Origin of the sequence: Vibrio sp. (genome assembly GCF_050299255.1) — a bacterium.
Lineage (GTDB): Bacteria > Pseudomonadota > Gammaproteobacteria > Enterobacterales > Vibrionaceae > Vibrio.
This window is the reverse complement of the sequence record NZ_JBNKVP010000018.1, coordinates 20,520-36,631: the sequence shown is the minus strand read 5'-3', so window position 1 is coordinate 36,631 and position 16,112 is coordinate 20,520. Positions and strand designations below refer to the sequence as shown.

Sequence of the window (16,112 nt, the reverse complement as noted above, 5' to 3'; positions counted from 1 at the left end):
CTAAAACCAACGAGTGATGGAACATGCTGTCTGTATTTAAAACTTTTTTTGCCCTGGGATGGATAAGCTTTGGCGGCCCGGCGGCGCATATCGGTTACTTTCGCCACACCTTTGTCGAAAAACTGCGCTGGCTGAATGAACAAGAATATGCGCAGATTGTCGCCTTGAGCCAGTTTTTGCCCGGCCCGGGATCCAGCCAGGTCGGCTTCGCTATCGGCTACCACCGCGCCGGATTAACCGGTGCCTGCGCTGCGTTTCTCGGCTTTACCCTGCCTTCAGTGCTGATCATGTTGCTGTTGGCGTCATTGGCGGCCAGCCTGACCGATATGGCGCTGTTCCAATCGATAGTCCATGGTCTGAAGCTACTGGCGGTGGTCGTAGTGGCAGATGCCGTGTGGGGCATGTACAAAAATTTCTGCCAAAGCCGCTTAACCGTCAGCCTGTGTATCTTTACCGCGGTGGTGCTGTTGATAAGCCCCGGGCTAATCAGCCAGTTTGCGGTTTTGCTTTTGGCCGCCGGCATTGGCAGTCGTTGGCTGGCCGCAGGAAATCCGCTGCCCGACCAGACTTTCCGCCCCTCCTGGGCGCCCTTAATCGTGTTTGTGTTGTTACTGCTAGCTTTACCGCTATTCGCCGGTTACATTCCGGCATTGAGCCTGTTTAACGACTTTTTCCAGGCCGGCAGCCTGGTGTTTGGTGGCGGCCATGTAGTGTTACCGCTGCTGCAAAACATTGTCGGCCAACAGCTGCCACAAGATGCGTTCCTGACCGGCTACGCCACCGCCCAGGCAGTACCCGGCCCCATGTTTACCTTTGCCACCTACCTGGGTTACGCCATGCTGCCACAGTCGCCGCTGCTGGGTGCGCTGCTTGCCACGCTGGCGGTTTTTCTGCCCGGCTTTCTGTTGCTGCTGGGAGTGCTGAAGCATTGGCAAACGCTGGCTGCAATGCCTAGGGTTGGCGGCGCTCTGTTGGGCGTTAATGCGGCGGTAGTGGGTTTGCTGCTGGCGGCGCTGTATCAGCCCGTTTTCAGCTCTGCTGTAACCAGTGGTTTGGATTTCGCCCTTATTCTGGTTGGCCTGTATGCGCTTAAACAGCTCAAGTTGCCGCTGGTTTGGCTGGTCGTGCTATTTATCAGCGCCGGCGCACTGTTGTTATAGTTCGCCTTTCTTACAGCACGTTTGATCAATGGCATTCTACTGATAACAACCACCAACTGCTTGAGGTGGTGGTTTTGTGTTACCGCTATGGATCTGGCTCGCCGGTACCAATCGCCGATTAATTAGGCTTAAAAGCCTCGCATCTGAATCCGGCGCAGGAATTCGGTCATCACCCGGTCGTAGAGCAGATCAGCCAGAAAGGCATCTTCAATGTGGTGGTCAATGCTGGGGTTGTCATTCACTTCAATCACGTACACTTTGCCGTCGATCTCTTTTAAATCCACCCCGTAAATTCCTGAACCGATCAAATTGGCCGCTTTGACCGCAATATCGACTACATTCTTTGGCGCCTGCTTTAAATCCAGCGTTTCAAACCCGCCAGAGGACACCCGGCCGCTGGTGTGGTGCTGGTAAATCTGCCAGTGGCCGCGGCTCATCATGTATTTGCAGGCGTAAATAGGCTGGCGATTGATCACGCCGATGCGCCAGTCATAATCGGTCGGCATAAACGCCTGAGCCAGAATCAAAGAACTTTTGGCAAACAGTTGCTTAGCTTCGGCTTCCAGCGAAGCTTCATCCTTTACTTTCACCACGCCACGCGAAAACGCGCCATCGGGAATTTTCAGCACTAACGGAAAACTGAGCGCGTCCATGAGCGCCTGTTTCCAGCCCGGATCAAACGCATGCAAGATGACACTTTTCGGCACCGGGACCTGGTTACGGGTCAGCAACTCGGTCAGAAAGACCTTATTGGTGCACTTCATGATCGATTCAGAATCATCCATCACCACCAGCCCCAGTTGCTCCGCTGCTTTGGCAAACCGGTAGGTAAAGTTGCTGATGTTGGTGGTAGCGCGAATAAACAGCCCGTCAAACTCACCTAACCGGGACATGTCGTCCGGGCCGATGGTTTCCAGATTCATCCCCAGCCGACTGGCCGCGCGATGAAAACGGCGCAGTGCCGGCGGATCGGACGGCGGCATTTTTTCATCCGGGTCAACCAGCATCGCCAGATCGTAGCGGTGCTTTTTCTTCGGTTTCGGCGCACGCCACACTTTGTGGGAGAACATCTCCAGCGCTTCGGCGAAGAAGTCCTGCTCCGGGTCGCTGAGATCCTGAAACGGACAGAAACGGATCGACGTCAGTTGCCACTGGTCGTCGAGTTTTTTCAGCACCACATCCACGATGGGGACCATAAACTGTTCGAACAGTCGCCGGGCGACTTTTTCCAGCCCGGGCTCTGGCGTCCGGCCAAAGTAGATTTTGCAACGGATCTCGCTTTGCCTGGAAAAATGTTTGCCGAATGCCGACTGCTTTAACGAGATGAAGAACGGCTGAGTGAGGTCGTTGATGGCCATCACCCGCGGAATCACCCTATGCCCGCGTGCTTCTGCCATCAAAGAGCAGTAATAGCCGTTACTCATGTAACCGTAGTCACGGCACAAGTTAACCACCTGGAGATTTTTATTCGATTCAGTCCAGTCTGATTTTAGGTAGTTATCAACGGTAATTACCTGATCTGAAGGAAAATATTGACGCCAATCACTGGCTTGGTCGGTGACGATAAGTAGATTTGCCATTTATTGTTATCCAGCTCTAGCAAAAGTTGAATTCCTGCTATTTAATCTAGATGCAATCGCCAATCTTGTAAGGGTCCACCATGGAAATTCGCCAAGCGACAACTACTGATCTCAACGATCTCAACGCGCTGGAGCTGACGCTGTTTGAGAGTGATCGGATTTCGCCCAGGCAGATGAAGCGCTTTTTACAGTCCGCTCATAGCCAGGTACTTGTCGCCATCTGTGAGAACCAATTGGTTGGTTATGCACTACTGCTTTTTCACAAGGGAACACAACTGTCTCGATTGTATTCAATTGCCGTAAAACCAGAATTCAGAGGGCGACACATCGCTCAGTCACTGCTTGAGCAGTGTGAACAGTCAGCACTCGACCACGGTTCCACCACATTACGACTGGAAGTGCGCGAAGACAATATCTCGGCGCGAAAATTATATGAAAAACTGGGCTACCGGCCGTTAAAAGTACTGATCCACTATTATGACGACCTGGCCAATGGCCTACGAATGCAAAAGCGGCTGATACCCAAAAAAGACAAATTGCTGTTACCGGTGCCGCTGTACATCCAGACCACCCCTTTTACCTGTGGTGCGGCCTGCCTGTTAATGAGTTTTGCCACCCTCTCTTCGGAGCAGGAGATGTCCCGCACCCAGGAGCTGCAGCTGTGGCGCGAAGCCACCACCATCTATATGGCCGCAGGTCACGGTGGCTGCAGTGGCCAGGGATTAGCGCTGGCGGCGCACCGGCGTGGTTTTCAGGTTGAGTTATGGACCCAATCTCACTCTACGCCGTTTATCGACAGTGTCCGGGATGAGAAGAAGAAAGACGTGATCGAACTGGTGCATCAGGATTTCTGTCAGCAAATCAAACAGTTGGGTATCGATGTGATTGAAGAACCGCCCTCAACCAGCCAGCTGGAACAGTGGGTGACGGCGGGCGCCTGCGTGTTACTGTTGATCAGCACCTACCGCTTCAACGGCTATAAAGAGCCGCACTGGATTATTCTGACCGGCGTCAGTGATAAGTTTTTCTTCTTTCACGACCCGTATGCCGAGTCCAAACAAGCCGCTGCAGCCTCGGCATTTATCCCGGTTAGCAAAGAGAGCCTGACGCAAATCATCGGCTTCGGTAAACAGAAGCAGACCGCCTGTGTGGTGATTCATCGCAAGTTGGATGCCGATCAGCCAAGGTCACAGCGACAGCAGGACAAAGTAGTCCCATCCGCAGCTGATCAAAGCTAAAAGCTTGATTTCGGGCTTGCTATCGGCATAGCGCAATTGAGTTCGGCACTATTCCAGTGTTAAATGTGCCGAACCAATTTGCCTGAGGATTCTATGGTTAACATCAAAGATGTCGCTAAAGAGGCCGGCGTCTCTATCGCCACCGCTTCGCGCGTTATCAACAATGCCCCCCATACCAGTAAAAAAGCGGTCACGGCAGTAAAAGCTGCGATGGAAAAGCTAGGCTATAGGCCCAACGCCAATGCCCGCGCGCTGGTGAGCAAATCTTCCAATGCGATTGGTGTAGTGGTCGGCGATGTCTCTGCGCCGTTTTTTGGCACTATGGTTAAAGCGATTGATACTGTTGCCAGCGCTCAGGAAAAACAGCTGCTTATTGGCAGTGGCTATCATGATGCCGACAAAGAACGTAATGCGATCAACCTGCTATTGAACAGCCGCTGTGAATCCCTGGTGATTCACAGTAAAGGGATGAGCGACGAAGAACTGGCAGAGCTGGCGCAGAAAGTTCCCGGTCTGGTATTGATCAACCGTATGGTGCCGGCTATCGCCGCTCGCTGTATGGCACTGGACAACCGCAAAGGCTCCTACATGGCCACCGAACACCTGATTCGCAACGGCCATAAACACATCGGCTATATCTGCTCCAGCCACGACATTGACGATGCCCATGACCGCAAAGAAGGCTACCTGGATGCACTGCGGGATTACGGCATTGAGCCGCGAGATGAATACATAGAATACGGTGAACCGGATGAAACCGGCGGCGAGCAGGCGATGGTCAATCTGCTGGCCAAGAATACCCCCATCAGTGCCATTGCGACTTACAACGATTACATGGCGGCAGGTTGCCTGGTGCTGTTACAGGAAAACGGCATTCGTATTCCGGAGCAGATGTCGATCATCGGCTTTGACGATGGTGATATCGCCCGGCACATCTACCCTCGCCTCACCACCATCCGTTACCCTATTCAGGTGATGGCTAATGAAGCGGTTAAACTCTCTTTACAACTGGCCAATGAACCGGACAGTGAGGGCAAAGATCACAACCTGTTTATGCCGGTCCTGGTGCAGCGGGCGTCAGTAAGCCACGCGCCGCTTTGAAAAAATAACGCCGGTGTCTAAAAGCTGGCGTTTTTTACTTCGTCTAACAGCCAGAGAGAGAAACTGGTGCTCTGGCTGTTATCACTCCTTTGAGTCAACGTTGTCTTAGTAGCTCAAACCATAACCAAACGGATACAGGGTATCTTCATCAGCATATCCTGGTGCGTCGGACGCTTGTCTGATGATGGCATCGGCACTGTTGGCAAGAGCAAATGGCAGTTTGCCGTTTGGAGCAAATTGACCGGTAACCACATCCATCAAGGCTTCGTCCCGGGCACCGAAGGTGGCCAGCAGCCCACCAGCATCTTTCATACCGCTGGCGTCATCCAACACGAATGGCTGACGGAAGTATACCGACAAAACAGTGTTTTCCGCGCCCACTTCACTCATGACGGCTTTAATTTCATCCAGTGACGGGCTGATTTCCCAGCTGTCAGCATTGGCCATACTTGAGAAGTCCAGAATATCGACCTGATTGAATTTCGCGCCACCGAACACCAGTAAACCGGTATTTTTGTTGGTGACCCGCACCCGAATCAGCGCGTAATCATGGCCGGCCGCACTAGGACGAGATGTCACCTGGGACGAATCCCCCACGGTCACGTTCTGATAACCAAATTTCTCCGCAACGCCCTCTTTAACCCCCATGGTATAGAGTTTTTTGCTGGCCGCCGCATCACCACTTGGCAGTGGAAGCAACGAAGATTTGTTGTCCAACAGAACAATCGATTTACGTTGTGCGAGCTGGGCTTTAGTTTGGTATTGAGCGTTACCGACGACATATTCAGCGCGAACCGGATCGACATAAGGGTTTTCAAACAGACCCAGTTCAAACTGCACGGTCAGGAGGCGTCTTACCGACTCATCGATACGTTGCTCGGAAACCAGCCCCTGTTTGACCACATCCAGTACATCGGAGTTGTTGTGGAATCCAGAAAATACATCGGTACCCGCATCAATGGCAGTCTGGAACAGCTCGTTCTTTGACTTGTCCTGCAGGCCCCAGGCACGGTTATTCTGCACTGTCTGGTGATCCGGTAAGCCAACGTTCGGTTCGTTAATAATGCCGGTATCGGAGTTGATCACGCCTTTAAACTGCAGCTCCTTCCGGAGTAAGTCATCCAGAATGCCTTTGGAAAAAGCGATTCCTACATTGCCAGCTGGGGTACCAACGGTAGTACTGTAGCGGTTAAATGGCACTCGAACCGTATCCTGCACCCGATCAGCCACGACATCACCGAGCGCCAGGTCTATTCCCGTGTCTTTGTCGGTCCCCACATGCAAATTGGTGCCATCGGGCGCGGTTGTCACCCCTGACGCCAGGTCGGATAGTTTCCATTCACCGCCGCCGACGATGCCGTAATATGGCATCAGTGCTGCCACCCCGGCGTCGATCGCGGCTTTAAATGGTTTTACGTGGTAGTCAAACATACCGCTTGGGTAACTTTGATGCTGCCCGGCCAAATAGTGTGGGTCCAGTCCAAGGAACTGCGGACCGCCGCCCGGGAAATGTTTCATAGTCAGGACAATACTTTCGGCACTTACTTCAGGCCCCTGTAGCTTTTTGACCAGTGTCGCAATAATATCAGACGCCAGATCGGAATCCTCAGTGAAGGTTTCATGCACACGATACCAGCGCGGCTCTGTCGACAGGTCGGCCATGTAACCGTACATTCCTCGCAAACCCATCGCTTTCCATTCGGAATTCATGATTTGGGCAAATTCTTCAATGAGTTCCATGTTGCCCTCACCGAGCGCAGCAGAGGCTAATCCCGCTTCTTTTGGCCATTCAGACAGTGCCCCGGCAGAAACGTTGATTCCAGGCTTGGCGTTGGGATCGATGTGGTTACGGGCGTTGGATTTGAATAACGCCGGAATACCCAAACGAGTCCCCTCACTCATTTCCTGTACTGAGTTCATATACTGGGCAGCTTCATACGGGGAAATTGGGGCACTGGCGCGGCCTCCCACCGTGGCACCGCCAGGGTCCCGGTCAGCAGGGTCCATCGCATCCAGTTCTTGCTGGGTTAAGATCGGATTGCGGAAAATAAAGCGGGTCATTTTCTGGTCGTCGATGTAATTGACATGGGTAGCGTTTAGCTTGCCGTACGCCCCTGCATTCATCGTATCGATAAGCATCATGCCGACTTTTTCTTCCAGCGTCATTTGACTCACCAGGTCTTCCACACGCTCGGCGACTGGCAGGCGCCAGTCTTCGTAGACGTCTAACCGACCATTTTTATTCAAGTCTTTAAATTGGTAGCCGTCTTTGCTGATTATCTCAACGGTTCGAGAATCCAGCCTCGCCTGATTATCAGGAAAGACCACGGTGTCATCATTACAGCCAGCGAGAAGCACAGCTAATGCAGTAGAGGTAAGGTAAAAGGTTTTCATTGTTTTGTTTCGTCCTTGTTATTGAACTCAACATCATTGTACTCATCAATTCATATTGGTTAACCAAAAAACAACCAAATTATGATATTGATCGACCAATATTAATAAAACAACAAACAAAACCGCGTTCACCTCAAATGGTTGAGAATTAATTTAGTTTAAATACATTTATTTATGAATTTTCACATCAAAAAAATTGGAAAACCAATTAGTGTGTCGTGGGATATTGCGGGGGTAAGCAGAGGAAACGCAGAGTCGATTACTGATGAACAGTAATCAACTCTTGATAAGAGAAAGGCAAGGAACAATAGGCCTGGTTCATGAGGGGAAGCACGAACCGGCCTTAGTTAACTGTTTGTCGATTATTTGGTATAAAACGCCCGCTTCAGCGCCAGTTCAACCCCACGGATCTCAGCCAAACCTTTCAGGCGACCAATACATGAGTAGCCTGGGTTAGTTTGCTTTTTCAGATCGTCAATCATTTGGTGACCGTGGTCTGGGCGCATTGGGATACGACGGGTATCGCCGTTTTGTTCGCGCTTGTTTTCCTCTTTCAGCAGAGCATTAATGACATTGTACATATCAACGTCGCCATCCAGGTGAGCCGCTTCATGGAAGCTCAATGGGTTATCTTCCCGCTGAGTCGACCTTAAATGGGTAAAGTAAATGCGCTCACCGTAGCTTTCAATCATATGTACCAGGTCATTGTCGCCACGTACACCATACGAACCGGTACACATGGTGATGCCATTCATTTTGCTCGGAACGGCAGTAACCAGTGCTTCTATATCCTCTATAGTCGAGACGATACGTGGCAATCCAAGAATCGGGCGTGGTGGATCGTCCGGGTGTACTGCCAGCTTCAGGCCATACTGCTCGCAAATCGGCATCAATTCATTCAGGAACAGCACCATATGTTCACGGAGCTTTTCTTTATCAATGCCTTGGTAGGTATCGAGCCTCGCCTGGAATTCGTCTAAGGTATAGCCCTCTTCAGCACCCGGCAAACCGGCGATGATGTTGGCGGTCAGTTTTTCGACCTGAGCCTGGCTCATCGATTCGTATCGGCTGCGAGCCTCGGCAATTTCCTGCTCTGAATATTCTGTTTCGGCGCCTGGGCGCTTAAGAATAAACAGCTCGAACGCTGCAAATTCAATCTGGTCAAATCGCAAGGCTTTTGAACCATCAGCCAGCTGGTATTCCAGGTCGGTGCGGGTCCAGTCCAGTACCGGCATAAAGTTATAACACACGGTATCTATGCCACATTCCGCCAGGTTGATCAGCGACTGTTTATAATTCTCAATCCAGGTCTGGTACGCACCGGTTCGAGTTTTAATTTCTTCGTGAACTGGCACACTCTCGACGACAGACCAGTTAAATCCCTTGGCTTCCAGGATCTCTTTGCGATTGAGGATTTCTTGCTTAGTCCATACTTCGCCATTTGGAATATGGTGCAACGCAGTGACAATTCCGGTTGCTCCTGCCTGTTTAATATCATCCAATGAGACCGGGTCACCGGGTCCATACCAACGCCAAGTTTGTTCCATGACACTCACCTTTTTTAAGACGCACTTATCCCGCTCAAATTATTCAAGCTAAAGTGCAATAACGACTTTTATCTGGGTGTAACTACGGTTGTAGTTACGTTATTTTAACCGAGTTATTAATGGGTTAACTGTTGTTCTTATTTAGTACCCAGCATCACTACCGGGTTGGAACTGAACAGGTATCCATCAAAGTTCGGGTCATCTACGTCAGACAACTCCAGCAGGCGCTGTTTGACGTTTTCCAGGTGTTGCCACATAGCATTCTTGGCCGCTATAGGGTCTTTGCGCTGCAGAGCAGCAAGGATTTTGGCATGATCGTCCAGCCATTCTTCGCGATAGTCGACTCCACCAATATGGGAATGTAGTTTTTTCCACATTGGGCTATTCTGACGCCGTTCCCAGGCTTGCTTAAGCATATCCACCAGCACTGAGTTCTGAGTTGCTTCTGCAATACACATGTGAAACTTCTCATCACCCGCATGCTCGCTGGTTCCACCGGCGAGTTCCTGACGTTCCAGCTCAAGCGCTGCACGCATTCTCAGGATGTCTCCCGGGGTTACCTGGGTAGCGGCAAACTCGGCAATATTGCTTTCCAGCAGTTGCCGGGCTTGCAGCATCTCGAACGGACCAGCATCGTCACTAATCACATTTTCACGACTGTTGTTAGCTGACGGAATGTTAACGACGTAGACACCCGAGCCTTTTTTCACTTCCACCAAGTTTTCTAGCTCAAGCATGATAATGGCTTCACGCACAACCGTACGACTGACATTCAGGCGTTCGGCAATATCACGCTCTGGTGGCAACCTGTCACCAACCACATAGTGGCCGTCAATAAGCTGCTGTCTGAGTACTAGGCCTATCTCTTGATAGGCACGCTTGGGTTCAAAAGGCATCATGGGGAATCGTGCAATCATTTCCATCAACTAATCAAGCCAATAATAATGACCTTTAAAAATTGGTCAACCTATAGTTCCACAATTGTGGCAACACCTTAACTTTTATATAAGAAATTTAATTACTGCACCTGTTTGATACGGTCCACCAAAGTGCTCAGGTCTGGATTAGACTTTTCCAGCTCTGCATACATAGGTTGGACAGCTTGTACAAATGCGGTTTTATCCGGCGACACAAAGGTCACATTCATCTTTTCGGCTTTCGAACGTTCTTTAGCTTCTGATTCAGCCCACAGCTGCTTCATATACTCTGATGAATCTTTTGCTGCTTTCGCCAGGGCCTGCTGCTGTTCTTTGGTCAAGCCATCATACGTTTTAGTCGAAATCACCAGAACATCAGGCACCATGGTGTGTTCATCCATGCTAAAGAACTTAGCCACTTCACTATGACGGCTTAAGCTGAATGAAGGAATGTTGTTCTCCGCTGCATCCACTACACCCTGTTGCAAAGCGGTGTACAGTTCACCATAAGCAAGAGGGGTTGGGTTTCCGCCCAGAGACTTCACCATAGCAATGGCGGTCGGGCTTGGTTGCACCCGGACTTTCATCCCTTTGAGGTCGGCTGGTGTATTAATTGGCTTGGAAGTGTAAAAACTACGGGCGCCGGCATCATAATAGGTCACACCGATAAAGCCACTATCTCGAGATGAGTTCAGAATCTCACTGCCAATCTCACCATCAGTTACGTTGTAATAGTGCTGTTTATCGCGGAACAGGTACGGCAGGTTAAAGGCCGAATACGCTGGCGAAAATGCTTCCAGTTCAGCGGCATTACTTTTCACCATGTCCAATGCACCATTTTGCATCAGTTCCATCGATTCGCGCTGGGTGCCTAGCTGTGCATCTGGATAGATACGGATGCGGACTTCACCGTTCGTCAGTTCTTTTACTTCTTTTGCCATGAAATCCATCGCCTTATGTACCGCGTGGTCACGAGGATGGTTATGGCTGAGTTTCAGTGTAGTCGCCGCATAAGCAGAGGCGGTTGCGCCAAGACTAAGAGCAGCACCGACCAGAGTGCAAAGTAGGGTTTTGTTTCTAAACATTCTATTGTTCTCCGTGAATTGGTATTCCAATTTGTAGGGTTCTCGCTTGTTCTGGAGGCATCTTTCCACTCATCCTGGTCACGGTCAAACCAATAATGACAAATTGATGACACCTGTCACACTTTGGTTGACCAATTTGGTTAACCAATCTTAATGTGAGCATTGTCACATGAAGATCAATATAAGCTACATATAATCCAACCCAGTTTAAAAGAATCTGTGTATGCAACACAGGGCAACACACTCACTTTGGCATACCAATTACGATAATAGAGTGAGTTATCTTTACTTAAAGGGAACGATAATGAATCGAATAGTCCGGTATATAAATAGAGGCTTGGCCCTATTCACGGTGTCACTTTCCAGCTTTCTGGTGTTTTGTGTGGTGTGGCAGGTTATTTCGCGCTATGTGATTGGTAAACCAAGCACAGTAACCGATGAACTTGCCCGCTACCTGTTTATGTGGGTTGCGTTAATTGGTGCCGCATACACCACCGGGCAAAAACGCCACCTGGCGATTGACCTGCTGACAATGAAGCTAAAGGGCAAACGTAAGCTCATCAACGAGCTGGTTATCCAATTCGCGATTGCCTTGTTTGCCTATATCGTGTTGGTTCACGGCGGAATACAACTGGCAAGCAAAACCCTCGCCACAGGCCAGGTCACACCGGCTCTCGGTCTAGAGATGGGTTACATCTACTTCTGCTTACCGATAAGCGGCGCACTGATGATTTTCTACTCGGCCGTGTACTTCTATGAGCGGGTTAAAAAACTTATGTGTGGTGGCGCTTTGATCACCGATTCACAAATCGATTAATAAAAGGAATCCACAATGGATTGGCAAGTAATTCTTACATTATTTGGCAGCTTTGCTGTCTTACTAACGATTGGTGTACCGGTTTCATTTGCAATCGGGCTGTCTTCTCTGGCCACTATATTATTGAGCTTACCACTTGAACCTGCCATCGCCGTGGTGGCGCAGCGCATGGCCGCTGGATTGGACAACTTTGCCTTACTGGCCATCCCGTTCTTTATCCTGGCGGGTAACATAATGAACCAGGGTGGTATCGCGGTTCGCCTGATTAACTTTGCCAAGGTACTGGGCGGACGCCTGCCAGGTTCACTGGCGCACGTAAACGTAATGGCCAACATGATGTTTGGCTCCATTTCCGGCTCAGCGGTAGCCTCTGCGGCGGCAGTTGGCGGAACGATGTCACCTTTGCAGAAAAAAGATGGCTACGACGAACACTATTCTGCGGCAGTAAACATCACCTCCTGTCCAACAGGGCTACTGATCCCGCCGAGTAACACTTTGATTGTGTTCTCTCTGGTGTCGGGTGGTACTTCAGTCGCTGCGCTATTCCTAGCGGGTTACATCCCCGGTATTCTGATGGGCCTCAGCCTGATGCTGGTAGCGGGTTTCATTGCCAAACGACGTGGTTACCCTGTCGCGGAAAAACCCACTTTTGCCATGGTCTGGGACACGTTCCTCAAAGCGGCGCCTTCTCTGATGCTGATCGTCGTGATCATGGGCGGCATTATCGGTGGAATCTTCACGGCAACCGAAGCCTCGGCCATCGCGGTGGTCTACACCTTTATCCTGGCAGTCATTATTTATCGTGAAGTACCATGGAAAACCATTCCAAAGATTGTACTGGAATCTGCCGTCACCACGTCTATCGTGTTGCTGCTGGTCGGCGCTTCCATGGGCATGTCCTGGGCGATGGCCAATGCGGATATCCCGTACATGATTGCCGATGCGCTACTGGCGGTCTCTGAAGATCCACTCATGATTCTGCTGATCATTAACATCATCCTGTTGATTGTCGGTATTTTTATGGATATGACTCCAGCCGTGTTGATTTTCACACCGATTTTCCTGCCTATCGCGCTGGATTTGGGTGTCGACCCGGTGCATTTCGGCATCATGATGACGTTTAACCTGGCGATCGGTATCTGTACCCCTCCAGTGGGCAGTGCACTATTCATCGGTTGTTCAGTCGCCAATATCTCCATCGATAAAGTGATTAAACCGCTACTGCCATTTTACGGCGCATTGATTGCCGCTCTGCTGGCCGTCACCTTTATTCCAGAACTGAGTTTGTTCCTGCCAAACCTGATTCTTGGCTACTGATCATCTGCTAACCACTACTTATAAACCCGCCACGTACAGCGTGGCGGGAAAAAGGATTTAAAGAATGAAAAACATCTCCAATTCAACGCTAAATGACCAAACTCAGTGGCCAGACTACCAGCGTGAAGCACTTAAAAGCCGGATCGTCCATCTTGGCTTTGGTGCCTTTCACCGCGCACATCAGGCGTTGTTTACTGACGAAATGCTGGCAAAAACTGGCAGCGACTGGGGCATTTGTGAGGTCAACCTGTTTGGTGGCGAATCACTGATCGAATCACTACGCGAACAGAACCATCTCTATTCGGTGGCAGAAAAAGGGGCGCGCTCCACCCAGGTGAAAGTGATTGGCGCGGTGACAGAGTCTCTACACCCAACACTCGATGGCAAAAACACAGTACTGGAAAAAATGGCCGAACCTCAGGTGGCCATCGTCTCTATGACCATCACCGAAAAAGGTTACTGCGCCGATCCGGCTACCGGCAAACTGGACAAAAATAATCCGTTGGTACAGGCCGATCTGGCCAATCCAGAGCAGCCTCAATCCGCTCTGGGCTATATCGTTCAGGCGCTGAAACTTCGTCATCAACGCGGATTAGCGGCCTTCACCGTGATGTCTTGCGATAACGTGCAGGAAAACGGCCATGTTGCCAAAGCGGCGATTCTTGAGTTTGCTCAGTTACTGGACGCTGATTTCGCTCAGTGGATCGAAGCCAATGTTACCTTCCCTTGTACTATGGTCGACCGTATTGTGCCGGCGGCAACCGATGATACGCTGGCCGAGATCGAATCCCTGCTTGGCGTCTTCGACCCGTGTGGTATCGCCTGTGAGCCGTTTCGCCAGTGGGTGATTGAAGATAACTTCGTCGCCGGACGCCCGGACTGGGATGTCGCTGGGGCTGAGTTTGTCGCCGACGTCGTACCATACGAGGAAATGAAACTGCGTATGCTGAACGGCAGCCACTCATTCTTGGCCTACCTGGGCTACCTTGGCGGCTACGAGCATATTTCCGATACCATGACCGATGAAGGCTATCGCAAAGCCGCTTTTGATATGATGATGAAAGCGCAAGCTCCTTCTCTCAATATGCCGGCAGGGACCAACCTGGAAAGCTACGCGACCCTGTTGATCGACCGCTTTATCAACCCTAGCCTGAAACACCGTACCTGGCAGATCGCGATGGATGGCAGCCAGAAAATTCCTCAGCGAATGGGCGGTAGCCTCAAATACCACCTGGCCAACGACTCAGATTTTCGCTGGGTAGCCACGGCTATCGCCGGTTGGATGCGCTATATCGCTGGTGTTGATGAGCAAGGTAACCCAATCGACGTGCGTGATCCTATGGCCGAATCCCTGCGCGACATCTGTGATCAGCATGGCTTGAATGTCTCTGTCGTCCCTGCCCTGTTGTCGGTTGAAGCCATCTTCCCACGTGAGTTGGGTAAAGATAGCCGCGTTATCGATGCGGTGAGTTCAGCCTACCAGTCACTACTGGATAAAGGTGCTCGTGCCACCGTCGCCGCGCTGTAATGGGGGAAAGTAAGATGAAACCATTTCTATGTGAAGATTTTTTGCTGACGAATGAAACCGCTCGCCGCCTTTACCACGACTACGCGGTCCACCAGCCGATTTATGATTATCACTGTCACCTTAATCCGGCTGAAGTGGCGGAAAACCGCCAGTTTGAAAACATGACCCAAATCTGGCTTGCCGGGGATCATTACAAGTGGCGTGGTATGCGTTCTGCGGGAATTGATGAACAGTTAATCACTGGTGGTGCCAGTGATTACCGCAAGTTTCTCGCCTGGGCGAAAACCGTCCCTCTGACTGTGGGCAACCCTTTGCATCACTGGACCCATCTGGAATTGCGCCGACCGTTTGGCATTACCAATACGCTGCTTAGCCCCGATAACGCGGAGCGCATCTGGCAACAGGGTAACGAGCTGTTGAGCACGGCTGAGTTTTCCGCCCGCGGGATCATGCAGCAAATGAATGTGGTGATGGCAGGGACAACCGATGACCCGGTTGACTCGCTGGAGCATCACCAGGCCATCGCCAACGATGCGAGCTTTGATATCAAAGTGCTGCCGAGCTGGCGCCCGGATAAAGCGTTCAAAATCGAACTGGACGGCTTTGCTGATTATTTACAACAGTTGGGACAAGTGGCCGACATCGAAATTGTGCGCTTTGCCGATCTGCTTAGTGCGCTGGATAAGCGTCTGGCCCATTTTGACCAGCACGGCTGCCGCGCCGCGGATCACGGTATTGAAGTGGTTCGCTATGCTGCCATTCCGTCTGAGCAAGCCCTTGACCAGCTCCTGAGTCGCAAGCTCGGTGGCGAAACCCTGTCCGAACTGGAATGCGCGCAATTCTCCACTGCCGTTCAAGTCTGGCTGGGTAAACGCTATGCGCAATTGGGTTGGGTGATGCAGCTGCACATCGGTGCCCAGCGTAATAACAATACCCGCATGTTTAAACTGCTTGGTCCGGACGCAGGTTTTGACTCAATTGGCGATCGCCCATTCGCGTTTGAACTGGCGCATCTGCTGGATGAAATGGACCAGACCAATGAGCTGCCGCGAACCATACTGTACTGCCTCAACCCTAGAGACAACGAAATGCTGGCCACTATGATCGGCAACTTCCAGGGCGGCGGTATTGCCGGCAAAGTCCAGTTTGGCTCCGGGTGGTGGTTTAACGATCAGAAAGACGGTATGCAACGCCAAATGGAGCAGCTTTCACAGTTGGGCCTGTTGAGCCAGTTTGTTGGCATGCTGACCGATTCGCGCAGCTTCCTGTCTTACACCCGTCATGAATATTTCCGCCGGATCTTATGTAATTTGATCGGCCAGTGGGTAGAAAATGGCGAAGCACCGAATGATCTGCCTTTCCTGGGTAACATGGTTGAAAACATCTGTTTCGGAAACGCCAAACGCTATTTTGAGGCGAGGTCATAAC

General features: G+C 50.9%; 12 protein-coding genes. 7 read left to right on the top strand and 5 right to left on the bottom strand.

Translation table 11 applies throughout. The features are described from left to right. Positions 1 to 23 precede the first annotated feature (23 nt). Positions 24 to 1,160: a chromate efflux transporter gene (gene chrA / locus ACQY6F_RS07470; protein ID WP_428773343.1), complete on the top strand. Its 1,137-nt coding sequence runs from the start codon at positions 24 to 26 to the stop codon at positions 1,158 to 1,160. A gap of 128 nt (positions 1,161 to 1,288) precedes the next feature. Here the strand turns inward: chrA and ACQY6F_RS07465 are convergent, their stop codons facing one another. Next, positions 1,289 to 2,740 carry a RimK family protein gene (locus ACQY6F_RS07465; RefSeq protein ID WP_428773342.1) on the bottom strand — a complete coding sequence of 484 codons (1,452 nt, stop codon included), beginning with the start codon at positions 2,738 to 2,740 and terminating at the stop codon, positions 1,289 to 1,291. 80 nt (positions 2,741 to 2,820) lie between these two features. On the opposite strand from ACQY6F_RS07465, the gene ACQY6F_RS07460 reads away from it, so the two are divergent. Both ACQY6F_RS07460 and ACQY6F_RS07455 read left to right on the top strand, forming a co-directional pair. After that, positions 2,821 to 3,978, top strand: a complete 1,158-nt coding sequence (locus ACQY6F_RS07460; protein WP_428773341.1) for a peptidase C39 family protein — start codon at positions 2,821 to 2,823, stop codon at positions 3,976 to 3,978. 93 nt (positions 3,979 to 4,071) lie between these two features. After that, positions 4,072 to 5,079, top strand: a complete 1,008-nt coding sequence (locus ACQY6F_RS07455) for a substrate-binding domain-containing protein (RefSeq protein WP_428773339.1) — start codon at positions 4,072 to 4,074, stop codon at positions 5,077 to 5,079. A gap of 105 nt (positions 5,080 to 5,184) precedes the next feature. On the opposite strand, the gene ACQY6F_RS07450 is transcribed toward ACQY6F_RS07455, so the two are convergent. The 4 genes from ACQY6F_RS07450 to ACQY6F_RS07435 all read right to left on the bottom strand — a co-directional run bounded on the left by ACQY6F_RS07450 (position 5,185) and on the right by ACQY6F_RS07435 (position 11,022). Continuing rightward, complete coding sequence (locus ACQY6F_RS07450; RefSeq protein ID WP_428773337.1) at positions 5,185 to 7,473, bottom strand: glycoside hydrolase family 3 N-terminal domain-containing protein; 2,289 nt, start codon at positions 7,471 to 7,473, stop codon at positions 5,185 to 5,187. A gap of 362 nt (positions 7,474 to 7,835) precedes the next feature. Then, a complete protein-coding gene (gene uxuA / locus ACQY6F_RS07445; protein WP_428773335.1) occupies positions 7,836 to 9,020 on the bottom strand; it encodes a mannonate dehydratase in 1,185 nt (394 codons plus the stop codon). Positions 9,021 to 9,157: 137 nt separating this feature from the next. Then, positions 9,158 to 9,943 carry an FCD domain-containing protein gene (locus ACQY6F_RS07440; RefSeq protein WP_428773334.1) on the bottom strand — a complete coding sequence of 262 codons (786 nt, stop codon included), beginning with the start codon at positions 9,941 to 9,943 and terminating at the stop codon, positions 9,158 to 9,160. A 95-nt stretch (positions 9,944 to 10,038) separates the two neighbouring features. Beyond that, complete coding sequence (locus tag ACQY6F_RS07435; RefSeq protein ID WP_428773332.1) at positions 10,039 to 11,022, bottom strand: TRAP transporter substrate-binding protein; 984 nt, start codon at positions 11,020 to 11,022, stop codon at positions 10,039 to 10,041. Between the two features lie 304 nt (positions 11,023 to 11,326). On the opposite strand from ACQY6F_RS07435, the gene ACQY6F_RS07430 reads away from it, so the two are divergent. From ACQY6F_RS07430 to uxaC, 4 genes are all read left to right on the top strand, one after another. After that, positions 11,327 to 11,839, top strand: coding sequence for a TRAP transporter small permease (locus ACQY6F_RS07430; RefSeq protein WP_428773330.1), 513 nt, complete (start codon positions 11,327 to 11,329; stop codon positions 11,837 to 11,839). 15 nt (positions 11,840 to 11,854) lie between these two features. Next, a complete protein-coding gene (locus ACQY6F_RS07425) occupies positions 11,855 to 13,156 on the top strand; it encodes a TRAP transporter large permease (RefSeq protein WP_428773329.1) in 1,302 nt (433 codons plus the stop codon). A 64-nt stretch (positions 13,157 to 13,220) separates the two neighbouring features. After that, the gene (locus tag ACQY6F_RS07420) at positions 13,221 to 14,684 is read left to right on the top strand and encodes a mannitol dehydrogenase family protein (protein ID WP_428773328.1); all 1,464 of its coding nucleotides are present in this window, start codon (positions 13,221 to 13,223) and stop codon (positions 14,682 to 14,684) included. A 14-nt stretch (positions 14,685 to 14,698) separates the two neighbouring features. Next, positions 14,699 to 16,111: a glucuronate isomerase gene (gene uxaC, locus ACQY6F_RS07415; protein WP_428773326.1), complete on the top strand. Its 1,413-nt coding sequence runs from the start codon at positions 14,699 to 14,701 to the stop codon at positions 16,109 to 16,111. Position 16,112: the final 1 nt, after the last annotated feature.